The organism is Flavonifractor sp. An91 (assembly GCF_002159225.1).
Lineage (GTDB): Bacteria > Bacillota > Clostridia > Oscillospirales > Oscillospiraceae > Flavonifractor > Flavonifractor avicola.
The window spans coordinates 1-22838 of record NZ_NFHA01000016.1 but is presented as its reverse complement, the minus strand read 5'-3'; the positions used below and the strand labels follow the sequence as shown (position 1 = coordinate 22838).

Genomic DNA, 22838 nt, shown 5'->3' with positions numbered 1-22838 from the left:
AGGGGGTGAGAAAGGCATGAAAGCGGAATGGGAGCTGGTCCAGCGGGCCAAGCAGGGGGACGAGGAGTCCTTTGCCGCCCTGGTGGAGCAGAATCAGGGACGGATCTACAATCTGGCCCTGCGGATGACGGGCAACCCGGACGATGCCCTGGAGCTGAGTCAGGAGGCCTTTCTCAACGCCTGGAAGGGGCTGGGCAAATTCCAGGGGGACAGCTCCTTTGCTACCTGGCTGTACCGGCTGACCAGCAATGTGTGCATTGATTTTCTCCGCCGGGAAAAGCGGCGCAGCGCCCTGTCCATGACCATCTCTCTGGATGATGAGGAGGAGGCCAGGCAGGCCGAACTGCCCGACGAGCGGTTCTCCCCCCATGTGGAAGCTGAGCGCCGGGAGCGGCAGGAGACGCTCCGGGCGGGCCTCAGCACCCTGTCGGCGGAGCACCGGCGGGTGCTCATCCTCCGGGAGCTGGAGGGGCTGTCCTACGGCGAGATCGCCCAGGTACTGTGTCTGGAGGAAGGCACGGTGAAATCCCGCATTGCCCGTGCCCGGCTGGCTCTGCGAAACTATTTGAAAAAACAGGGGAACTTTTTTGATTCGTCCACGTCTATACCATGAACAAGGGGGAACTTCCCCCAAAACGGAGAGGAGGGAACGATATGCTGAGCTGTGACGAGGCGCTGGAACTAATCAGCGCCCGGTTGGACGGACCTCTGACCCAGGAAGAGACTGCCCGGCTGGAGGAGCACCTGTCGGCGTGCCCGGCGTGCCGGACCCTTGCGGAGGATCTGAAGGAGCTCCATGAGGAATTACCCCAGCTGGCCGCTCAGCCCCCTGCCGGGCTGAAGGAGGGGGTTATGGACCAGATCCACACCTCCAAGGTCACCCCCTTCCAGAGCAAGAAGCGGCAGTGGCGCTGGCGGAGCCTGGCCTCCCTGGCGGCGGTGGCCGCCCTGGTGCTGGTGGGCGCTGGGGTTATGGACCAGTGGCGCACCGGCGGCTTCCGGGGCGGCGAGCAGGCCCCCGGCAGCATTTCCGTGGCGGTGGAGAGCAACCTGCCTGCCGGAGGCGATGAGGAGGGACCGGTGACCCGAGAGATCGTGCCCCAGCCCACCCAGGCCCAGGCAGAGAGCGGCAATCAGGAGGATCAGACTGCCGGCGGCAGCTCCGGTCAGGGGACAGACAGCCAGCAGGGCGGTCAGAGCTATTCCGGAGAGGGCAGCACAAAGACCACGGAGCCTGCTGCTGCGTCCCAGACACCTGCTGGAACTGGAGCTGAACCCTACAGCGTGACCCCGGACGACCGGGGCGTCCAGACGACCCAGGCCACCGTGAATCCCACGCTTACCCAGATCGGTCTTACCCAGACGGAAGCCCTGTACAAGCTGGCCGCCTGGCTGGGCTGGAACACCGACGAGCTGACGGTGGGTGAGGACGGTACCATGACCGGCCCCACTGCTCAGGACGGCACTACCACCAAGCTGATGTGCGCCGGACTGAACCAGGAGGGTACCGGCTGGCTGTGCCAGCTGGAGCAGGTCACCCCTGGCCCTGACGGTACCGCCAGCTGCACCGCCTACACCGTGCCGCTGGACGGCAGCGAGATCGTGCAACCGTAATTATTTTGAGAAAGCGCAGGCTGCGGGCCTGCGCTTTTTCTATTTGGATGTGACGAAACAGAGGGCTGGCGCGTAGTTCAGGTGAAAGGCCTTTTCAAACACCTGGAGAGGAGGGGTCATGTGAAGAAGGATGCCGACGGGTTCAATGCCCGGGCGGAGGAGCTGCTGGAGCGGTACGCCGGGCTGGTCTACCGACTGGCCTTTGCCCGCACCCGCAGCAAGGAGGGGGCGGAGGACGTGTTTCAGGAGGTGTTTCTCCGCCTGGTGGCCAAGCGTCCCCAGCTGGAAACTGAGGAACACGAAAAAGCCTGGTTCTGCCGGGTGACCATCAACTGTGCCAACTCCTACTGGCGCAATCCCTTCCGCCGCCGGACCCAACCCCTGGAGGACACGGGGGAGCTGACGGCGCCGCCGCCGGAGGGGGGAAGCGAGCTGGACGCCTGCCTGGATAGGCTGTCCCCCGAGCTGCGGGTGGTGGTCCATCTCTACTACTACGAGGGGTACTCCACCCCTGAGATTGCCGGGCTGCTGGGCAAGAAGGAGTCCGCCGTGCGGATGCGCCTCATGCGTGCCCGGCGGCAGCTGCGAGACTATCTGGAAGAAGGAGGGGATTCCTGTGTTTGAGCACGACTATCGCGCCAAATTTGACGAGATTGCTCCGGACCGGGCACTGGTGGAGGATACCCGGCACCGGATGAGGGCCGTTTTGTTCGGGGAAAAGATCCGGCCCCGCCGCCTCACCCGGCGGGGACTTGTGGCGGCAGCCGCTGCCGCCGCCCTTACCGTTACCGCCTTGGCGGCGGGGCCCACCCTCTGGCAGGCCATCCAGAACGACCTGGGCAGCCGGGCCCCCTATGCCACAGAGGTGGAGGCCGCCTGTGAGGATCAGGGGATCCGGATCGAAGGAGTCCGAGCCCTAGCTGACGGCAGGATGGTGCGGGTCTATTTTACAGCTCAGGATCTGAATGAGAATCGGCTGGATGAAACCACGCAGATAAGCTATTCCCTGATGGGAACGGGCAGGGATGTCTGGCCCTACGGCAGTTACAGTGTCAGGCAGCTTTCCTACGACCCGGACAGCAGGACCTGCCTGTTTGTACTCACTGCCACTGGCAGGGAGAACGTACCGGAGGGCGCCGTACTTTGTCTGGACGTGGAGCGCCTGCTGGGGGGGTACCAATCGGTATCCCAGCGGATTTCCGCTTCTTCGGAACAGACCGGAATCACAGAAAAACTGCTTCCCAGTACCCGGACACAGGACGGCTCCACCGTCCTGCTGCCCCAACCGGAGTTGGAAAGCGCCGATGCTGGAACGCCGTTTTCCATTGTGGCGGCTGGCTTTGCAGAAGATGGTAATCTCCATGTGCGGGTACGCCCCGCCAATCGTGCGGTTTGGCAGAACGTAACCGTCTGCGCCACCATCTTGAATGAGGACGGTGCGGGAATCGGGCGTGATCTGGAACAAGTCACGCTGGTGGAGGGAGATTTGGACTACTGTCTGGAGGGCTTTGGCCCCGAGCAGTTGCCCAGGCTAACCCAGGTGGAGATGCTGGTGGACTATTCTGCCCTGAGTAAACCGGTGGAAGGGGAGTGGACCATAGAAATTCCACTCCAGACAGTGGAATCTGAGCATTTTTCCATCTCCCTTGCATTGCCTGCTGATCTTGAGTCGGAGGGCTCTGTCATGGCCCAGTCCTTGGAACTCTCCCCGCTGAGCCTTACTTTGGTTTGTGATCAGGATACCATGTACCTGGAGGATGGAAAAACCCTCCGCTTTATTACACTGGAGAAATTTACTCCTACGGTCTTTTTGAAGGACGGCACCGTCCTGACCCCAACGTATGCGGATGGAAACAGCTGGTGGGCCACCTGGGCCTTCGATCAGCCCATCGACCCGGAGCAGGTGGTTTCCATTACCCTCAACGGCCAGACCATCCCCGTGGACCAAAGCTGAACTGTCCCAAGGCCCCGCCCCTTCTGCGGCGGGGCCTTCCTCTGCCTTACCCGGGAGTTTGCGCGATTTTTCTAAAGTTTTAGTTGTAACTGACGGAACTTTCATGTATAATGGACAACAGCAGTTTACCATGCTGCTCCGCGATTCCAAATGTAAGGAGAGGAAACAAGTTATGAGCTATTCCGTACAAAATATCCGCAACGTCTGTCTGCTGGGACACGGTGGCAACGGAAAGACCTCCCTGGCCGAGAGTATGCTGTTTTTGACCGGTGGTACCCCCCGTCTGGGCAATCCTGCCGACGGAAACACCGTTTGTGATTATGATCCCGAAGAGACCCGCCGCCAGATTTCCATCTCCACCGCGGTGGCCCCCATTGAGTACAACGGCTGTAAGATCAACGTGCTGGACACTCCCGGCTACTTCGACTTCTCCGGTGAGGTCATGGAGGCCATGCAGGTTTCCGACGCCGCCATCATCGTCTGCTCCGCCAAGGGCGGCATGAGCGTGGGCGCCGAGAAGGCCTGGAAGCTGTGCCAGCGCCGCAATATGCCCCGTCTGCTCTACATCTCCAAGACCGACGAGGATAACTCCGATTACAACGCCGCCTTCGACACCCTGCGGGAGCGCTTCGGCAAGAACATCGCCCCCGTGGTGGCCCCCATCTGGGACGCCGACAAGAAGGTCATTGGCTTCATCGACGTGCTCCATAAGCGTGCCTTTGAGGCGGGCCCCAAGGGCGAGCGCGTGGAGATCGACGTGCCCGACGAGAAGTTGCCCGTGCTGGACGAGCTGTACGACGCCCTGAAGGAGTCCGTGGCCGAGACCAGCGAGGAGCTGATGGACAAGTATTTCTCCGGCGAGGACTTCACCTACGCCGAGATGATCCAGGGCCTGCGCCAGGGTGTCAAGGACCTGTCCCTCTTCCCCGTGGTGTGCGGCTCCGCCATCACCGGCCTGGGCACCCGTATGCTGCTGGATATCATCGTGGAGCTGCTGCCCTCTCCCCTGGAGGGTCATCCCCTCATGGGCGAGAACGAGAAGGGCGAGCTGGACGAGTTCGTGGCCTTCCCCGGCGCTCTGCCCTGCGCCTTTGTGTGGAAGACCGTGTCCGACCAGTACGGCAAGTACTCCTATGTGAAGGTGCTCTCCGGTAACCTGAAGCCCGATATGCAGGTGGTCAACGCCCGCACCGGCGCGACCGAGAAGCTGGGCCGCCTGTACGTCATGAAGGGCAAGAAGGCCGAGGAGGTCAAGGAGCTGGAGTGCGGCGACATCGGCGCCATCGGCAAGATGGACAAGGTCAAGACCGGCGACACCCTGTCTGATCCCCGCAAGGTGGTCAAGATTGAGCCCATCCCCTTCCCCGAGCCCTGCTATTCCGTGGCCATCAGCCCCAAGACCAAGGGCCAGGAGGACAAGATCGCTGCCGGTCTTACCCGCCTGAACGAAGAGGATCTCACCTTCAACTGGGTGAACAACGCCGAGACCCACCAGATGGTGGTTTCCGGTACCGGCGATATGCAGATGGACGTCATCGTCTCCCGCCTGAAGAGCCGCTTCGGCGTGGACGCCGAGCTCTCCGAGCCCCGTGTGGCTTACCGTGAGAAGATCCGCAAGAAGGTGGAGGTCCAGGGCCGCCACAAGAAGCAGACCGGCGGTCACGGCCAGTTCGGCGACGTGTGGATGCGCTTTGAGCCCGGCGACACCGAGGAGCTCCAGTTCTGCGAGGAGGTCGTGGGCGGCGCTGTGCCCAAGAACTACTTCCCCGCTGTTGAGAAGGGTATGCGTGAAGCCGTGGTCCACGGCGTGCTGGCGGGCTATCCCGTGGTGTACCTGAAGGCCACCCTGTTCGACGGCTCCTATCACCCCGTTGACTCCTCCGAAATGGCCTTTAAGACCGCCGTGCAGCTGGCTTACAAGGCCGGTATGCCCCAGGCCAGCCCCGTGCTGCTGGAGCCCATCGGCGAGCTGAAGGTCACCATCCCCGACAGCTACATGGGCGACGTCATCGGCGACCTGAACAAGCGCCGTGGCCGCGTGATGGGTATGAACCCCGACGGCGAGGGCAACCAGGTGGTGGAGGCCGAGGTGCCTATGGCGGAGATGAGCCGCTATGCCATCGACCTGCGGTCCATGACTCAGGGCCGCGGTTCCTTCACCTTCCACTTTGTCCGCTACGAGGACGCTCCTCCCGCCGCCCAGGAGAAGGCCATCGAGGCCGCCAAGGCGATGCAGGACGAGGCAGACTAATAGAATGCACAAGGGCCGGGCTGATATCAGCCCGGCCCGTTTTTTCGGCGGGAGGAAAAGCGTCCTCGTCCAAGCGTTTTGCCCTATGGGCAAAACCTTGATGCCGGGGCAATTCATTTGCCCCGAGCAGATAAAAAGAAATGGGGTCCCCGGCGGGTCTTGACCCGCTGGGGCGGACGCACCTCCCGCCGCCCAGGAGAAGGCCATCGAGGCCGCCAAGGCGATGCAGGACGAGGCAGACTAATCAGATGCACAAGGACCGGGCTGATATCAGCCCGGTCCTTTTTTGCGGAAGAACAGCTATTATGTGCCGTAGGGGCGATTCCTACGAAAGAAGATCTGCACTTTCTGCTGTGGGGTAGAACTGAAGCGCGTCCTGAACGGTGTAGAAGGGACCGTACCAGTTCAGACCGTTGCTCATTCTGGCCTCCATAGCGGTCATGGCGGGGTACTGGAGGGCGGTGCGCTGGTGGGTGTAATTGAACCAGCTGTCAAGGATATAGCCGTCCTGGAGTGCTGCAATGGGATAGGCCAGATAACCCCGCTTGTTTTCGCCCGTCTCAGGCATGGAGAAGGCGGCGAATAAGTCGGTGCTGGTCTGCTCTCCCCAGAAAATGCTGTCTGAGGTAAAGGTCTGCTCGCCCAGATAGTAGTAAGGAGCGGAGTAGGTTTGCCCGTTCTTGTCGTACAACACCCGACCGGAGACAGTTCCCGCAGACCTCCATCCCTCCGAAAGGTGCTGGGCGGGCCAGAGCTGGATAGACTCGGTGCCGTAGAAGCCGGGGTCCTCGGTCCAGAGGAAGTGGTGGAAAATCATCCATCGACCTTGTTCGCCGGGCAGCTCCACCGCCACACCGGTGATGCGCAGGGGTTCGTTCGCGCTGTTATTCACAGAATGATTGTGGGCATCTGTTACCACCCGCAGGGCGCCGTCGCAGGCGGCGATGTCCTCGGCAGTCAGATCTTGAAGCACATAATCGGGGAAGCCCAGCTCCAGCAGCTGTGCCTCGATCTCCTCCACACCGCTGTGCTCGGCAGGGTCTGTCGCCTGCCAGTCCATGGGATACTTGCACCCCAGCAGCCAGCCCAAAAAGCAGCCGGCCACCAGCAGGATGGCAATGGCCAGGGCCGCGGTTCCGTCCTCGATGCGCACCGGCGCGGGGCGGATGGCATAGCCCGCCTGATCCAGCTCTTTGGACAGCTTCCACAGGCTGCGGAGGATACAGATATAGCTCACCAACAAGATGCCAAGAAGGATGAATCCCACATACTGCACCAGGGCCAGCAGGAAAATGACGCCATACCATACCATCAGAGCCACGGCGCCCCCTGCACGAGCGGGAAGCCCCGCCTTTTGCTGCACCGCCCGAAATCCGCGCCACAGGCAGAAGAATTGGGCGAATGTAAGGAGCAGATTGACTCCGGTCAATCCATAGACCACGGGAGAGGGGAATATGGTGCTGTGCCAAATGGTGCTGTTGAGGATCAGACCGGCATACAGATAGACGGCACGGAACACCGTGATGCCGAAGCAGAGACCCAGCCACCGATTTTCCCGCCGGAGGGCCCGGAAGCCCAGCAGCATCAGCGCTATACCTATGGCGGGGAGAAGGTAGTTGAGCCACCAGAAATTTAAAGTGACGGTGGTGAGGGCGATGCCGGTGAGGATGCGCTTGGTGGCCAGCCGCCAGGGGGTGACCTCCGCCACCACTTCTTCCGGTGGGGGCTGGATGACGCTGCTTTCCAGCAGGGCTTCAAATTCCTGCTCATCCATGGCCTCCCAATCAGGGTCCCGCATATCCCTCACCTCCCAACAGTTTCCGCAGACGCTTTTTCAGCCGGTAGAGCCTGCCCTCCACCGCCCGCTCCGTGGTGCCCAGTTCGGCGGCAATCTGAGCCGTGGGCTGTAAGTAGTAATATTTTCGGTAAAAGAGGGTCTGCTCGTCGGGGGAGAGCCGGGTTAAAGCCCGGTTGACGGCGGCCTGCCGCTCCTGCCGCAGAAGCAGCTCCTCCGGGGTGGGCTGGGTGGAGGGGGTGTTTTAGTCCAGGTCCTGGGTGCTGTGGTGGGGTTGAACGGCCCGCCGGTGATTTCGGGCGGTATTGCGGACCACCGCAGTCAGCCAGGCAGTCCAGCTGCCCCGCTGGGGATCGAACTGGTCCACCCGGTCCCATACCCGCATGGCCGCCTCTGACAGACAGTCCTCCTGGTCGTGGGGGTCTGTCACGATGGGCGCGATGATATAGCGCATCAGGGGACCGTAATAGCGCAGCAGATCATGCAGACCGGTCTCATCCCGCCCCAGCAGCCGCTCTATGATGTCCCGCTCCTCCACGCCGGCACCCCCTTTCCACGTTACCTTTCTGTTTCATTATACACGGGACGGTGGAAAAACCCACGGAGAATTTTCAGAAAACTTTCAGAAAAAAGGGGAGACAAGGGGAAGAAACTATGGTAAACTTGAATACATCCCATCGGGATCCGAATAAAAATGTTAGACACAATCACAAGGAGGTAAATCCTATGAAGAGCGGAAAGAGGATTGCAGCCCTTGCGCTGGGTGCCGCTTTGACCCTGTCCATGACTGCCTGCGGCGGCGGGACTGCCAACAAGGAAGATGCTACCGCGAAGATCCGGGCGGCCTCTGAGAAGGTCAATGCGGTGGAGAGCATGGAGGCCACCATGGTCATGGAGATGGATATGACCGCCATGGGCCAGAAGGTGGAGACTGATACCACCATGGATATGGTGTGCTTCAACGACCCCATGAAGATGAAGGCCGACATGACCATGGACATGGGTTCCCTGGGCTCCGTGTCCATGAGCATTTTCGCCCAGGCCGACGGGGATACCTACAATATGTATCTCTATGACGGCAACACCTGGACCAGCCAGACCGCCGCCGTCAATGCGCTGGAGCAGTATGACGCCCAGCAGAGCGTGAACCTCTATCTGGACAGCGGCGCGGAGTACATCAGCGTGGGCACTGAGGAGATCAACGGCGTGACCACCGACAAGTATACCGGCGTGATCCGGGGCGACGCCATGGAAGAGGTGCTCAAGGCCAGCGGCGCCACCACCAATCTGGAGTCCAGCCTGGGCGGCATGGTGGATGTCTCCGAGCTGTACAGCGGCCTGGGCGATATGCCCATCACCGTGTGGATCGACCAGGAGAGCGGCTACCCCGTGCGCTACTTCATGGATATGACCGACGTGATGCAGTCCATGATGAGCAAGGCCATGTCCGGCATCGAGGGCGGCGATACGCTGACCATCGACAAGGTGGAGGTCACCATGGATTGCTCCAACTACAACAACGCCACCGACTTTGAGATTCCGGCGGAGGCTCTGGGCGCCTGATCCAGGCCACAGCCATCAAAAATGGGTGCTGTCAGCAGACAGCACCCATTTTTTGTTGGAAAACTCATTTGTGATACAGCTTGTTGGTCTCATACTGGGGCTCGCAGGTGAGGCGCAGGCCCAGACGGCTGTAGGTGTGGGAGTCCACGGGAGAGAGAATGACGGAGGAGTGGGCCTCACACCCCCGCAGGGCGGAGAGCTGATCCAGCGCCTGCTTGGCCAGAGGATTGGTGGTGGCGGAGATGGCCAGGGCAATGAGGATCTCGTCAGAGTGGAGCCGGGGGTTCACCGAGCCCAGGTGGTGGACCTTCACCTGCTGGATGGGCTCCAGAGCCTCACGGGAGATCAGGTGGTGTTCATGGTCGATGCCTGCCAGCCGCTTGAGGGCGTTGAGCAGGGCGGCGGAGGAGGCGCCCATCAGATCGGTGGTCTTACCGGTGACCACCTCGCCGTCGGGCAGCTCGATGGCTCCGGCGGGGTTGCCGGTCTCCTCGGCCACCTGGGCGGCGGCTGCCACCACCGTGCGGATGGACACGTCCACATGGGCCTGCTGCATGACGGTCTCCAGCTTGTACACCAGATCGTCGGTGGCGGTGCCGATGCGGCGGTCGCACAGGGCGGTGTAATACCGGCGGACGATCTCCTGCCGGGCGGCGGCACACACCGCGTCGTCGTCCACAATGCACTTGCCCGCCATATTCACGCCCATATCGGTGGGGGACTTGTAGGGACACTCTCCCATGATCTTCTCAAACATGGCGGAGAGGACGGGGAAGATCTCCACGTCCCGGTTGTAGTTCACCGTGGTCTCCCCGTAGGCGGCCAGGTGGAAGGGGTCAATCATGTTCACATCCCCCAGGTCGGCGGTGGCGGCCTCGTAGGCCAGGTTCACCGGATGCTGGAGGGGCAGGTTCCAGATGGGGAAGGTCTCAAACTTGGCGTAGCCCGCCTTCACGCCCCGCTTGTACTCGTGGTACAGCTGGGACAGGCACACCGCCATTTTGCCGCTGCCCGGGCCGGGAGCGGTGACCACCACCAGAGGCCGCTGGGTTTCGATATAGTCGTTTTTGCCGTAGCCCTCGTCGCTGACGATGAGGGTGGTGTTGTGGGGATAACCGGCAATGGGATAGTGCAGATAGGTCTTGACGCCCAGGTGTTCCATCCGGCGCTGGAAGGCGTCGGCGGCGGGCTGGCCGGCATACTGGGTGATGACCACGCTGCCCACCAGCAGGCCCTGGCCCCGGAAAGCGTCGATGAGCCGCAGCACGTCCACATCGTAGGTAATACCCAGGTCGCCCCGGACCTTATTTTTCTCAATGTCATTGGCGCAGATGGCGATGACCACCTCCACCGAATCCCGCAGCTCCTTCAGCATCCGGATCTTGCTGTCCGGCTCAAAGCCGGGCAGTACCCGGGAGGCGTGATAATCGTCAAACAGCTTGCCGCCAAATTCCAGGTAGAGCTTGTTGTCGAACTTGCGAATCCGCTCCCGGATGTGCGCCGACTGGAGCTCCAGATATTTTTGATTGTCAAACCCGATTTTGTCCATTTCCGGTCTCCGTCCCTTCTCATATCATTTTTCACTCAACGGCTATTGTACCACAATTCCGGGATGGTCTGTAGGCTTTTTTTCTGTTTGCGGAAAATTTGGCGAAAGTGTTGACATTATACTCCTACAGCTGTAGTATCTATGTAGATACTACAGCTGTAGGAGGGGCGGAGATGAAGCTGAGTGACAAGGAGTGGCGGGTGCTGGAAGTGCTGTGGACGTCGCCGGATGGGCTGGCTCTGGGCGAGGCGGTGGAGGCGCTGCGGCCCGCCACCGGCTGGAGCCGCAATACGGTGCTCACCTACCTGACCCGGATGGAGGCCAAAGGTTTGGTGACCATTGACAAGACTCAGGCGCCCCACCGCTACCAGGCGGCGGTGGACCGGGAGGCCTGTGCAGCTCAGGAGCGGCGGGGGCTGCTGGACCGGGTGTATCAGGGCTCGGCGGGCAAGCTGGTGGCCGCCTTTTTGAAGGAGGAGAAGCTGACTGCCCAGGAGCGGGAGGAGCTGCGGAAGCTGCTGGACGACATGGAGGTGTGATCCATGGAAAACATCTGGGCCTTTTTGATGCAGACCCTTACCGCCTCGGTGGCGGCGGCGGTGCTGCTCATTGCCAAGCGGCTCTTTTTGGACAAATTGTCTCCCCGGTGGCAGTATGGAGTGTGGGCCATTCTGGCCCTGCGGGTATTGCTGCCTGCCGGGCTGCTGGGCCGGTCCCTCCTGCCGGAGGGGCGGATGGCGCTGGAGACCGCCAGACTGACGGTGGAGGCCAACCTGTCCTCTGCCCTCACCCAGCCCTATACCGGGACGGAGGTGGCGGCCCCGGTGCCGCTGCTCCGGCCTGTCATGCCCACCAGTGTGACCGACTGGCTTTTTATCATTTATGTGGCCGGGGTGGTCCTTACTCTGCTGTGGTTTTTGATGACCTATGTGGCTCTGCGCCGGAAGGTGGCCCGGGGAAAGGCCCCCGCACCTGAGGTGACAGCCCAGCTGGAGCGGGTGGCGGTGAGGTACGGCCTGAAGGTGCCCAAGCGAGTGGTTGTGCTGGCGGCGGCGGAGAGCGCTTTTGTGTGCGGGCCGCTCTCCCCGGTGCTGGTGCTGCCGGAGCGGGCGGTGGATGACAAGGTGCTCCTCCACGAGCTGCTCCACCTGAAATATGGGGATTTGTGGGCCGGCGTAGGGATCTGCCTGCTGCGCTGCCTCCACTGGTGCAACCCCCTGCTGTGGTACTGCTGGAACCGGGCCCAGAACGACAGCGAGGCACTGTGCGACCAGCGGGTGCTGGAACGGCTGGAGGGGGAGCAGCGGCGGGAATATGGCGTGATCCTCCTGTCCATGGCGGAGGACAAATATGCCCGGGCGCCGGGTACCACCTCCATGGCCAACGGGGGCCGCAACATCAAGGACCGTATCGGGGCCATTGCCCGGTTCAAGCGTTACCCCAGAGGGGTGGCTTTAGGGGCCCGGTGCGTGGCGGTGGTGCTGGCGGTGACCTGTCTGGCGGGCACCGGCGGGGCGGTGGCGGTGCCTGAGTATGACCAGCGGGGGAGTTTTGCAATGACCGCCGCCATGCTCAACCGGCCCACCACCGTGGCCGGAGCGCTGGACACCTACGCTAAGGCGGTGCTGTGCGACAGTCCGGTATATTTTGCTATGGTGACCCCGGAGAAGGAACGGGCCCAGGTGGTTCAGGCGGTGGAGGCACCCTTTGAGGAGGTGGACCTGAATGACTCCCTGTTCTGGGAGTTGAATTTTCACTGGTCCCGGCCTGCCTGGCAGGCGGAGTGGTCGGTGATGAACCTGCTGGCCGATGGAGCGGGTGGCTACACCGGCACCCTGTTTTTTGTCCCACTGGAGGGAGATGAGACCAAAGGCGTGGCCGTCCAGCAGGTGGCGGTCCGTCCGGAGGGAGAATTCTGGACGGTAACTCCCCTGGGGGAACTGGAGAGCTGGATGGGATTCGCCGAGGACGGGGCGCCCCGGTGGCTCCCCCGGAATTTGAACACCCCCGGCACCACCTACGTGGCGGAGACAGCCACCCTTCGGGTGGAGGTGGACCTGCGGATGCAGCTGGGCATTGACCGCACCGTATCCTCCTACAGGCCGCAGCAACTGGTCGGTTATCTCTCCAGCGGCTGGGTCGAGCCGGCTCCCCGCCCCAATACCCCGTTTACTTTGATGCAGGACGGCTTTGCCCTCCGAGTCACTGTGAGACAGACGGAGGAGCCTGTGGAAGTGCCGGTGGAGCTGGCCTTCATGTCCCGGTCCGCCGATCCGGAGCGCGCCCTTTCCCAGGCGGACTACCGGTATACCCTGTATCCGGTGGGGCCGGATGAGGACCCGGTGCGGAAGAGCACCGGCTTATACAGCGGCGAGAATATGACCCTGACCGCCATGCCAGAGGCCCTGGCGGTGGCCGTTGAGGACGGGGATCGAACCTACATCTGCGTGGCTCTGCCGGAGGAGGTGGTCCCATGAGCAGTACCTATCGTGGCCTGACCAAAATTGCCTGGGGCTATGTATTTCTCCATCTGAATTTTAACCTGGGTACCCTGAATCTGCTGCCCAACTGGGTGGGCTATCTGCTGTTTTTCTCCGCCATCACCCTGCTGGGGGATCAGCTGCGGGACCTGACCCTGCTCAAACCCTTCTGCATCCTGCTGGGAGCGAGGGAGCTGGCCGACTGGCTGGCGGTGTTTGCCACCGGACAGACACTGATGAGGCAGTTTTTCCTGCTGAATGCGCTGCTTACCTGCATCGGCCTGTATTTTCACTTCCAACTGCTCACCGACCTGGCTATCCTGGCGGATGGAGCAGGGGAGAACGGGAGCGGCCTGCGGACCTGCCGCAATGTGGACGCGGTGCTGCGTACCCTCATGTGCCTGCCCCTGCCCTGGGAGGAATGGGATACCCTGGGCACGCTTATTCTGATGGGTGTGCTGGTGGTATGGATCATCGTCATGTTCTGCATCATCTGGCAGCTCTTCCGCCTGCGGAAGAAATTTGCCTGAAAAGGGCCTGTTGCAAAATAGCTGTTTTGCACAAACCTGTCATTGCGAGCCAGTGCGCACACTGGCGTGGCAATCCGTTTCCCCGGCAAAAGGGGCGGATTCCCGAGAAAAACGGCCGCCCGGTGGGCGGCCGTTTTTCTCGGAATGACGGGTCTTTGTACGAGCTGCACATTTTGCAACAGACCCTTTTTTGTAACCGGATTGTCATTGACAGAATGGTCTATAGACTGTAGACTACAGGTGAGGACGACAAGTAGTAGACCAAAGGAGGCGATCCTATGAGCGATTGGAAACTGGGGGCGGTGGAGTCCCGCTTTGCCGATCTCATCTGGCAGGGGGAACCCATGACCTCCACCCAGCTGGTGCGCCAGGCGGAGGAGGCCCTGGGCTGGAAAAAGTCCACCACCTATACGGTGCTCAAGCGGCTGTGCCAGCGGGGCATTTTTCAAAATCAGGACGGGGTGGTGACCGCCCTGGTGTCCAAAGAGGAGTTCTACGCCCGGCAGAGCGAGGAATTTGTGGAGGAGACTTTTTCCGGGTCTCTGCCCGCCTTCCTCACTGCCTTCACCCGCCGGAAAAAACTGTCCCAGGAGGAGATCACGCAGTTACAGCAGCTCATTGATGAGAGCAGGGGGTGACCTAAAATGACGGCATTCTTGTCTCAGACGCTGTTCCCGACCCTTTTGAACATGAGCCTCACGGCAGGTATCGTGATCCTGTGTGTGATAGCGGCCCGACTGGCCCTGAAGCGGGCCCCAAAGGTCTTTTCCTATGCCCTGTGGGCGGTGGTGCTCTTCCGGCTTCTGTGTCCGGTGTCCCTGCCCTCCGGCATCTCCCTGCTGGGGGCCCTGGACGCCCCGGCCAGACAGGCAAGCCCGGTGGTGAGCACCGTCACCTATGTGCAGCCCCAGCGGCAGCCGGAGGCTATCCAGCCCCAGACCGAGCAGGTGCCGGTGGAGCCCCAAACACCCGCCTCTGATTCCTTGGCTCCTGTAGTCCCGGAACAGCAGGCTACTTCCACTGTGGACTGGGCCGCTGTGGCGGCCTGGGTGTGGTTGGCCGGCGTGCTGGGCATGGCGGGGTACAGCATCTTCGCCTTGCTTCGGCTGCGGCGTAGACTGGTGGGCAGCCTGCGTTTGCGGGACAACATCTATCTGGCCGACCACATCTCCACCCCATTTGTGCTGGGACTGGTACGGCCTAAAATCTATCTGCCCTCCACCTTGACGGAGGGGGAGATGGGCTACATCATCCGCCATGAGCGGTACCACATCCGCCACGGGGACCATGTGGTAAAGGTGCTGGCTTTTGCCGGCCTGTGCCTCCACTGGTTCAACCCCCTGGTGTGGGCGGCCTTCATTCTGGCGGGCAAGGACATGGAGATGCGGTGCGACGAGGCGGTGGTGCGGCAGCTGGGCGAAAAGGTAAAGGCAGACTACTCCGCTTCCCTGCTGGCTCTGGCCACCGGACGGCTCACCATCGCGGGTACCCCCCTGGCCTTTGGGGAGGGAGACCCCAAGGGGCGTATCCGCAACCTGCTGCGGTGGAAGCGGCCCCGGGTGTGGCTGTCTTTGGTGGCAGGGGTGGCCTGTGTGGCGGTCATTGCCGCCTGCGCCGCCAACCCCGCCGGGCAGGCCAGCCAGACTCCTTCCAGCGAAAGCGGGCAGTATCAGAGCATGGAGGACTTTGCCCAGCAGACCTTGGACAGTGTCAAAGAGGTAACCTACTATAAATTCTCCAACGGGACAGCTACCACCGAGGAGGCCACTGCCCAGGTCACCGGCACCAAGGTGGCCTGGCTGGACAAGATGGGCGAGGTGGAAGGACTGGCCCCCGAGGGCACCCTGGAGGCCTGGACCTTTAACTACCTGGTGCAGCTGGACGTTCCCGCCGAAGAAGTTGCCCTGGTGGGCGGTATGTACGAGAAGGACGGCTGGTTTGACCTGGAGGGCCAGGGTGGGCACAACATCGTCGCCCTGCGCTACCCCGACGGCACTTATGACGTTCTTTACGATCAGGTCGTCAACGACAACTTCGATTTCTTGGGCTATCACAACAGCTATGAAGAGGCTATCTACGACTGGTATGTGACCGACCAGGGCCTGGACCTGCCGCTCTATGTGGGGGACTGGATCGAACAGATTACCTATCCGTCGGAGGACTCCAAGCCCAGCAACTATCCGGTCCACCGCTACGATGGGGACGGCTGGTATCTCTATGTTCCTGTGATGGCCTGGACCCAGTGGTCGGCGGACCCGGTCCACAGCGTATGGGTGTCCCAGTACAACACCGGCTCGGCCATTACGGTGGACTATACCAAGACCAACCTGGCCGACTATCTGGCGGGGGATACCCAGGGTATGACCCCTGCCGGCGACAGCGGACGGGTCTTTGAGGCCCAGTGGTACGGCTGGAACTACCGTTATTACTATGTGGAGGGGACGGAGGGCTGCTGGAGGATCACCACCCAGTGGCAGGACACCGCCATTACCGATTATCCTCACATCGCCATTGAGCCCCAGGTGATGGCCCTCATGGCGGAGAGCTTTACGCCGGACAGCCGGATTACCCTGTCGGGGCAAGGGCTGGCCATGGAGTCTGTGCTGAAGAATGCCAGCGGGCTGACCAGCCGCCTGGTGTGGGTAGATTGTAACCAGGAGACCGAGCTGACCCGTACCGGAACAGAGGCAGAGGTGCTGGAAGCAGCGGCGGCCAGGCTGGAGTCCATTGAGGACCCGGAGTCCTATATGGATGCCGACGGCGGGCTGTGCCTGTACCTGAACGGCCCGGGTGATTCCCACATCAGCGTCTACGCCATCCAGTCCCAGCCCTATACGGTGCTGCTGCGCTATGTGGGAGATATGGTCAACGAATCGGCCATCGTGGAGGACCCGCAGCTCTATCTCTACCTGATGGCAGCCGGGGAGAACACCAATGTGGAGCTCTACGACCTGGACGACGATGGATTCCAGGAGGCCCTGACCTGGCCCACGGGTGAGAAAAATAATGTGATCATCTATGATTTCTATGGCGATGAGATCCACAAGACCGACGCCGCCCGGGAACTGGGTGCCGACTTTGCCGACATCACGAGGCTCATCGGGAATATCCAGCTGGAATATGGTGATTTGGTGCTGGCCGATGTGGATGGAGTAGAGGGCGTATACCAGTACAAGGACGGGACGCTGACCTATGTCTGCACCCTGGAGGAGGCGCTGCTGAAAACATGATGGGAACAAAAATGCTCCACCGGCTGTGGCTGGAGGATGAGGCCCGCATTGTCTCCTTCCATCCCATGGAGGGCTGGCGGCTGCTGAACTTTTGGGACCATGGGCATTTCATGGGCTTTCTCCAGAGTTTGCAGCAAAAGGGCTACCGGTTTCAATAAGAAAAGGGGACCTGCCGTATGGCAGGTTCCCTTTTGCTGTCTGTCAATCCAAAGAAATATGGCTGCGGATGCGCTGAATGATCATGTCCATAGCCACCTGGTTGCGGCCGCCCTCGGGTACGATCAGGTCGGCGTACCGCTTGGAGGGCTCCACAAACTGCTCGTGCATGGGCTTGACGGTGGTGAGGTACTGCTGCACCACCGAGTCCAGGGAGCGGCCCCGCTGTTTTACGTCCCGCATGATGCGGCGGAGGATACGCACGTCGGCGTCGGTGTCCACAAAGAGCTTGATGTCCATCCGCTCCCGCAGGGCGGGCTCCACGAAGATGAGGATGCCCTCCACCAGGATGACTTTGGCGGGGCGGACCTCCACCGTCTCGGCGGCCCGGTTGTGCATGGTGTAGTCGTAGGTGGGGCTGTACACCGTCTCCCCCCGGCGCAGAGCGTCCAGATCGTCCACCAAACGCTGGGTGTCGAAGGCGTCCGGGTGGTCGTAGTTCAGCTTGCACCGCTCCTCATAGGGCATCTCGTCGTGCTGCTTGTAGTAGTTGTCGTGGTAGAGGATGGAGACCGCGTCCCCAAAGCGCTCCTTCAGACCCAGAGTCAGGGTGGTTTTGCCCGAGCCGGTGCCCCCGGCGATGCCGATGATCATGGTGTCCATTGCGTCCGCTCCCCCATTTTTTTATTTAGTATAGCATAATCCCCCCGGATGCTACAAGACATCCGGGGGGATTTCTCAGGTTTCCTCATTCTCGAAGAGCAGCCGGTAGCCCCCCTCTTCATGGAGGTAGACCGCCTCCAGATCCTCATCGGCCCAGGCGTGGTCGAAGGGAAGGGAGAACTTCACGCAGGTGCCGCAGGAGGCGGACAGCTTGCGGGGTACCGGCATCATCACCGCGTTGTCCCCCAGGGCTTTCAGCTTCTTGTGGAAGGTGAGGGCCCCGAAGTGGGTGTGGAAGGTGGCGATGTGCTCCTTACTTGGTGATGGTGAGCTCATAGTCCTCCCCCACCTCTTTCCAGGTCACCTGGTAGCCATTGTTGGCGGCAAACCGGCGCACGTTCTGGAGGGGAGTCTCATTGTCCACCAGCACCACCAGGGGGGTGCCGTTTTGCAGGGCCTTCTTGGTCATGAGCACCGGCTCAGGACAGGAGTAGCCTCTGGCGTCCACTTGATTCATACCGTTCACCTCACGCTTTCTTGGTGTTGCCCGCGCCGATGGCGCAGACCAGGACCAGACCGATGATGACGGCCACCTTGCCGGCAAAGCTGGGGCCGTCGGTGGAGGAGGCCAGGCCGAAGTTATGGCAGAAGGCGGCGCCCACCACCATGCCCAGCACGGCCACGGAGGAGTCGCTGTTGCCGCTGCCGGAGAGGATGAGCTGACGCAGGGGACAGCCGCCCAGCAGCACGGAGCCCAGACCCACCAGCACCATGCCCAGCAGGTTCCAAAGCTCGTCGGTGTGGGCCACGGCCTGACCGGCAAAGCCGGGGTTGAAGCCGCCCTTGAGGCCCATGCCGCCCACGATCAGGTTGCCCACCAGCACGGCCACGAAGATGGCCACGAAGCCCATCAGCAGGTGGAAGTCCTTGAGCATCATGGCGTCCCGGATGCCTCCGGCCATACACAGGCGGCTGCGCTGGGCGATGGCGCCCACCACCAGACCGGCGATGAGGGCGGCGGCGATGGGGGCCCGCATGGAGCCGGGGCCCTCGGTGGAGAAGAAAATAAAGGCGGGAGCGGCGATCACCAGGATCAGCAGGCCCACGTTGACGGCGGGCATGAGCACACCCTCGATCTTGGGCTGAGGCTGGGACTTCTTGAGGGAGAAGCCTGCTTTCAGGAACAGGGTGCCCACGAAAATGCCGATGATGAAGCCAATGAGGCCCAGGATGGCATTTCCGTCGCCGCCGCCCAGGCGGATGACCATCCGCAGGGGGCAGCCCAGGAACATGAGGGCGCCCACCATGACGCAGAAGCCCAGCACGAACCGGGTCATGGGGGAGGAGCCGCCCCGCACCTTGAACTCCTTGCCTGCCAGGGCCATGATCATGGCGCCCAGCACCAGGCCAATGATCTCGGGCCGGATGTACTGCACAATGGGGGCCCGGTGCATCCCCACGCCGCCGGCGATGTCCCGCAGGAAGCAGGCGATACAGAAGCCCATGTTTACCGGGTTGCCCAGGGCAACCAGCACCACCGAGGCGATGCCTACCACCAGCCCGGCCAGAATGACCGGCAGGTGTCCTTTGAGCTTTGTCACACACAACACCTCTCTAACTTTTTTTCAGGAAAGCAAACAAACTTTCTCTCAAGCAGATTATAGCGCCGGGGTACAAAAATTTGAAATACGAATTTTCCATAAATAAAATGAAAGATATAGAAAAAATCAATAAAGAGAGGTATAATGGGAAAACGCACAAAGGGCTGCCGCACAACGTGCGGCAGCCCTTTTGTCTGCTTATGGCTTGATGTGGACCAGCTTTTCCCCTCTGGGACGCACCGCGCCCACGGCCACGGCGGGTACCCCGGCGTCCATCATCCGGCCCATGAGGGCGTGGAGCTGGCGCTCGGGTACGCTAAACAGCAGTCCGCCGGCGGTCTGGGGGTCGTAGAGACAGTCCAGCACCTCCCGGGGGACGGCGGAGTCCTCCAGGGTGTCGCCGGCGGTAAAGTCCATGTTGCGGTAGGCGCCGGCGGGGATGATGCCGTCCCGTGCCAGCTCAAGAGCCTTGGGCACAATGGGGATTTTACCCGCCCACAGCTCCATGGTGGTGGAGCTGCCCTCCGCCATCTCCTTCACATGGCCCACCAGGCCGAAGCCGGTGACGTCGGTGCAGGCGCTGAGGGAAATAGACCCCACCGCCTGGGCGGCGTACTTGTTCAGGGTGGTCATCAGTTCCACCATCTGCTTGTAGTCGGTCTCCTCCAGCAGCTCGGCTTTGGCGGCGGTGGACAGGATGCCGGTGCCCAGCGCTTTGGTGAGCACCAGGATATCCCCCACCTTTGCCCCACTGTTGGTGAGGATGCGGCGGGGATGGACCAGCCCGGTGACGCACAGGCCGTACTTGGGCTCCTGATCCTCAATGCTGTGGCCGCCGGCGATCACTGCTCCGGCCTCAGTTACCTTGGAGGCGCCCCCTGCCAGAATATCTCCCACCGCCTCCACCGGCAGGCAGGAGGGGAAGGCCAGCAGATTCATGGCCAGCCGGGGCTCGCCCCCCATGGCGTACACGTCGGAGAGGGCGTTGGTGGCGGCAATCTGCCCGAAGGTATAGGGGTCGTCCACCACCGGAGGGAAGAAGTCCACCGTCTGGATCATGGCCACGTCGTGACTGACCTTGTAGACGGCGGCGTCGTCGCTGGAGTCATAACCCACCAGCAGGTTGGGGTCCGCCGCTTTAGGCAGGCCCGCCAATACATTCCTTAGGACACCCGGCCCTATTTTGGCCCCTCACCCACCGGCCGTGGTCATGGCGGTCAGGCGCAGCTTCTCATACGGCATCTCATCACCCCCTGAGTGTTTGTTAGCAACAGTGTATCTTATTTCAACGAAAAAAGCAATCGGAGGCTTACCATGCAATTCAAACAACTGGAGGCATTTTTACAGGTGGCGCGCCAGCGCAGCTTTTCCAAGGCGGCGGAGGCCCTCTATCTCACCCAGCCTACCGTCAGCGCCCATGTAGCCGCTCTGGAGGACGAGTTGGGGACCCAGCTGGTGGTGCGCTCCACCCGGGAACTGCGGCTCACCGCCGCCGGGCGGGTGCTCAGCCGGTACGCCGCCGAGATTTTGGGCCTGTGCCAACGGGCGGCCCAGGATGTGCGCACCGCCGCCTCCTCCATCTCGGGGACTTTGTCGGTGGCGGCCTCCACCGTGCCCTCTCAGTACCTGCTGCCCCAGATTCTGCCCCTGCTGCGCCAGCGCTACCCCGACGTGTTTTTCCAGGTCCGGCAGGGGGACAGCGGCCAGGTGGTCCAGTGGATGGTGGAAAACGGAGCCGAGCTGGGGCTGGTGGGGGCTCCGGTCCAGCGAGCGGGACTGCTGTGCGTCCCCTTCTTCGCGGAACAGCTGGTGATTGCCACCCCCAACACCCCGGAGTATCAGGCCCTGGGAGGCCAGATGACGCCGGAGATCCTGAGACACGCCCCCTTCCTGATGCGGGAGCCCGGCTCCGGTACCCGCAAGCAGGCCGAGCAGTATCTCAAGGGCATCGGCCTGGAGGTAAAGAGCCTGACCATGGCCGCCCAGCTGGAGAGCACCGAGAGTATCCTCCAGGGGGTGAAGAACGGCTTGGGCATCTCCATCCTGTCGGGCTGCGCCGCCAAAGAGGCGGCTCAGGAGGGCAAAATCCTGGTGTTTGCCCCGGAGAGTCCCCTGCTGGAGCGGCAGTTCTATTTGCTCTACCGGCGCTCCAGCCCCCTGTCCCCGGCGGCGGCCATGCTGGTGGAGGAATTACTCTACTTTTACCGGGACAAGATGTGACCGGCGCACCGTCCAACCTGCCCACGCATACCCTGAGAGTGAGAAACTTACTCTTGGAGGGTCTTTTTATGGAAGCAGAGGCAAGGATCTGTTATTACTTAGGGGCCAATTCCCCCACCGGCTTTTACTCCCTTTACGATCAGATGCTGGACCCGGAGAAGGCCCGGGACATCCGCATTTTGAAGGGCGGGCCGGGCTGCGGCAAATCTACTCTGATGAAGCAGGTGGGGCGGGCCATGGAGGAGGCGGGCCATTCGGTGGAGTACATCTACTGCTCCGGCGATCCCGACTCCCTGGACGCGGTCATCATTCCTGCCCTGGGCGCGGCGGTGGTGGACGGCACTGCCCCCCATGTGGTGGAGCCCAAATATCCCGGCCTGGTGGAGAGCTATGTGGATCTGGGGGCCTGCTATGACCGGGCGGCACTCCAGGCGGTGGGTGCGGAGCTGAAAGGGTGCATGAAGGGCTATAAGGCCTGCTATGCCCGGGCCTACCGCTGTCTCACCGCTGCCGCCCAGCTGGAGGAGGACGGGCGGGCCCTGCTGCTCACCCCTGCCCTGGAGGCCAAGATGGCCAAGCGGGCCAAGGGCATCCTGTCCCGGGAACTGAAGCGGGAGGGGGAACAGGCAGGCCGGTCGGTACAGCGGTTTTTGGGGGCGGTGACCTGGCAGGGGGTGCTGCGGGAGTACGGCACGGTGGAGGCTCAGTGCAGCAGGGTATATGAGCTGAGCGATGCCTATGGCCTGGCCCACACCATGCTCACCTGCCTGGCCGCCGGGGCAATGGCAGCGGGCCACGACGTGGTGGCCTGCCCCGATCCCATGTTCCCTGACCGGATGGCCCATCTGATTATCCCCAATCTGTCCCTGGCCTTTGTGAGCACCACCCCCGAGCAGCCCTGGCTCCGCCGGCCCTACCGCCGTATCCGGCTGGAGGCCATGGTGGACACCGAGCTGCTGCGGCGCAGCCGGGCCCGGCTGCGCTTTGCCCGGAAGGTGACTGCCGCCCTCATGGAGGAGGCGGTGGACGCCCTGGCTCAGGCCAAGGCCATGCACGATGAGCTGGAGGCCATCTATAATCCCCATGTGGACTTTGACCGGGTACACGCCCGGGGGGAGGAGATCATAGAGAATTTTCTGGCCCTGGAGCAGGCGTAAAGAAGAGAAGCGGGGGGGGGGGGGGGGGGGGGGGGGGGGGGGGGGGGGGGGGGGGGGGGGGGGGGGGGGGGGGGG

21 protein-coding genes and 1 pseudogene are annotated in these 22838 nt (G+C 62.0%); 14 read left to right on the top strand and 8 right to left on the bottom strand.

The window, feature by feature from the left end:
* Window positions 1–16: 16 nt before the first annotated feature.
* From B5G42_RS10235 to B5G42_RS10215, 5 genes are all read left to right on the top strand, one after another.
* A complete protein-coding gene (locus B5G42_RS10235) occupies window positions 17–613 on the top strand; it encodes an RNA polymerase sigma factor (protein WP_087269876.1) in 597 nt (198 codons plus the stop codon).
* 41 nt (window positions 614–654) lie between these two features.
* Window positions 655–1614: an anti-sigma factor family protein gene (locus B5G42_RS10230; protein ID WP_087269873.1), complete on the top strand. Its 960-nt coding sequence runs from the start codon at window positions 655–657 to the stop codon at window positions 1612–1614.
* Between the two features lie 120 nt (window positions 1615–1734).
* Complete coding sequence (locus B5G42_RS10225; RefSeq protein WP_242961197.1) at window positions 1735–2238, top strand: RNA polymerase sigma factor; 504 nt, start codon at window positions 1735–1737, stop codon at window positions 2236–2238.
* Window positions 2231–3568: a DUF4179 domain-containing protein gene (locus tag B5G42_RS10220; protein WP_087269870.1), complete on the top strand. Its 1338-nt coding sequence runs from the start codon at window positions 2231–2233 to the stop codon at window positions 3566–3568. The genes B5G42_RS10225 and B5G42_RS10220 overlap by 8 nt, the downstream gene beginning before the upstream one ends.
* A 172-nt stretch (window positions 3569–3740) precedes the next feature.
* Entirely contained in the window at window positions 3741–5819 is a 2079-nt protein-coding gene (locus B5G42_RS10215) for an elongation factor G (RefSeq protein ID WP_087269867.1), read from the top strand.
* Window positions 5820–6144: 325 nt separating this feature from the next.
* On the opposite strand, the gene B5G42_RS10210 is transcribed toward B5G42_RS10215, so the two are convergent.
* The gene (locus B5G42_RS10210; protein ID WP_087269864.1) at window positions 6145–7617 is read right to left on the bottom strand and encodes a hypothetical protein; all 1473 of its coding nucleotides are present in this window, start codon (window positions 7615–7617) and stop codon (window positions 6145–6147) included.
* A pseudogene (locus B5G42_RS18685) lies at window positions 7604–8152 on the bottom strand (sigma-70 family RNA polymerase sigma factor). Before B5G42_RS18685 ends, B5G42_RS10210 begins: the two are co-directional and overlap by 14 nt.
* A gap of 188 nt (window positions 8153–8340) precedes the next feature.
* Here B5G42_RS18685 and B5G42_RS10195 point away from each other — a divergent pair.
* Complete coding sequence (locus B5G42_RS10195; protein ID WP_087269859.1) at window positions 8341–9177, top strand: DUF6612 family protein; 837 nt, start codon at window positions 8341–8343, stop codon at window positions 9175–9177.
* 64 nt (window positions 9178–9241) lie between these two features.
* On the opposite strand, the gene B5G42_RS10190 is transcribed toward B5G42_RS10195, so the two are convergent.
* Complete coding sequence (locus B5G42_RS10190) at window positions 9242–10726, bottom strand: DUF1846 domain-containing protein (RefSeq protein ID WP_087269856.1); 1485 nt, start codon at window positions 10724–10726, stop codon at window positions 9242–9244.
* Window positions 10727–10899: 173 nt separating this feature from the next.
* Here B5G42_RS10190 and B5G42_RS10185 point away from each other — a divergent pair, with 173 nt between their 5' ends.
* The 6 genes from B5G42_RS10185 to B5G42_RS18150 all read left to right on the top strand — a co-directional run bounded on the left by B5G42_RS10185 (window position 10900) and on the right by B5G42_RS18150 (window position 17124).
* Window positions 10900–11265, top strand: coding sequence for a BlaI/MecI/CopY family transcriptional regulator (locus B5G42_RS10185; RefSeq protein ID WP_087269853.1), 366 nt, complete (start codon window positions 10900–10902; stop codon window positions 11263–11265).
* A 3-nt stretch (window positions 11266–11268) separates the two neighbouring features.
* Window positions 11269–13203 carry a M56 family metallopeptidase gene (locus B5G42_RS10180; RefSeq protein ID WP_087269850.1) on the top strand — a complete coding sequence of 645 codons (1935 nt, stop codon included), beginning with the start codon at window positions 11269–11271 and terminating at the stop codon, window positions 13201–13203.
* The gene (locus tag B5G42_RS10175) at window positions 13200–13736 is read left to right on the top strand and encodes a hypothetical protein (RefSeq protein WP_087269847.1); all 537 of its coding nucleotides are present in this window, start codon (window positions 13200–13202) and stop codon (window positions 13734–13736) included. The genes B5G42_RS10180 and B5G42_RS10175 overlap by 4 nt, the downstream gene beginning before the upstream one ends.
* Window positions 13737–14014: 278 nt before the next feature.
* Window positions 14015–14374 carry a BlaI/MecI/CopY family transcriptional regulator gene (locus tag B5G42_RS10170; protein WP_087269844.1) on the top strand — a complete coding sequence of 120 codons (360 nt, stop codon included), beginning with the start codon at window positions 14015–14017 and terminating at the stop codon, window positions 14372–14374.
* Window positions 14375–14380: 6 nt separating this feature from the next.
* Window positions 14381–16966, top strand: a complete 2586-nt coding sequence (locus tag B5G42_RS10165) for a M56 family metallopeptidase (protein WP_087269841.1) — start codon at window positions 14381–14383, stop codon at window positions 16964–16966.
* Window positions 16963–17124 carry a hypothetical protein gene (locus B5G42_RS18150; protein WP_162611076.1) on the top strand — a complete coding sequence of 54 codons (162 nt, stop codon included), beginning with the start codon at window positions 16963–16965 and terminating at the stop codon, window positions 17122–17124. Before B5G42_RS10165 ends, B5G42_RS18150 begins: the two co-directional genes overlap by 4 nt.
* A 43-nt stretch (window positions 17125–17167) precedes the next feature.
* Here B5G42_RS18150 and udk read toward each other — a convergent pair whose 3' ends face one another.
* From udk to selD, 5 genes are all read right to left on the bottom strand, one after another.
* Complete coding sequence (gene udk, locus B5G42_RS10160; protein WP_087269838.1) at window positions 17168–17785, bottom strand: uridine kinase; 618 nt, start codon at window positions 17783–17785, stop codon at window positions 17168–17170.
* A gap of 75 nt (window positions 17786–17860) precedes the next feature.
* The gene (locus tag B5G42_RS10155; RefSeq protein WP_087269835.1) at window positions 17861–18121 is read right to left on the bottom strand and encodes a DUF3343 domain-containing protein; all 261 of its coding nucleotides are present in this window, start codon (window positions 18119–18121) and stop codon (window positions 17861–17863) included.
* Window positions 18099–18302 (bottom strand): sulfurtransferase TusA family protein, encoded by a 204-nt coding sequence (locus tag B5G42_RS10150; protein ID WP_087269832.1) that lies wholly within the window; start codon window positions 18300–18302, stop codon window positions 18099–18101. The genes B5G42_RS10155 and B5G42_RS10150 overlap by 23 nt, the downstream gene beginning before the upstream one ends.
* A gap of 10 nt (window positions 18303–18312) precedes the next feature.
* Window positions 18313–19386, bottom strand: a complete 1074-nt coding sequence (gene yedE / locus B5G42_RS10145) for a YedE family putative selenium transporter (RefSeq protein ID WP_242961196.1) — start codon at window positions 19384–19386, stop codon at window positions 18313–18315.
* Window positions 19387–19584: 198 nt separating this feature from the next.
* Window positions 19585–20628, bottom strand: coding sequence for a selenide, water dikinase SelD (selD, locus tag B5G42_RS10140; RefSeq protein ID WP_087269829.1), 1044 nt, complete (start codon window positions 20626–20628; stop codon window positions 19585–19587).
* A 72-nt stretch (window positions 20629–20700) separates the two neighbouring features.
* Here selD and B5G42_RS10135 point away from each other — a divergent pair, with 72 nt between their 5' ends.
* Both B5G42_RS10135 and B5G42_RS10130 read left to right on the top strand, forming a co-directional pair.
* Window positions 20701–21606, top strand: a complete 906-nt coding sequence (locus B5G42_RS10135) for a selenium metabolism-associated LysR family transcriptional regulator (protein ID WP_087269826.1) — start codon at window positions 20701–20703, stop codon at window positions 21604–21606.
* 68 nt (window positions 21607–21674) lie between these two features.
* On the top strand, window positions 21675–22763 hold the full coding sequence (locus B5G42_RS10130) for a hypothetical protein (RefSeq protein WP_242961195.1): 1089 nt from the start codon (window positions 21675–21677) through the stop codon (window positions 22761–22763).
* Window positions 22764–22838 lie beyond the last annotated feature (75 nt).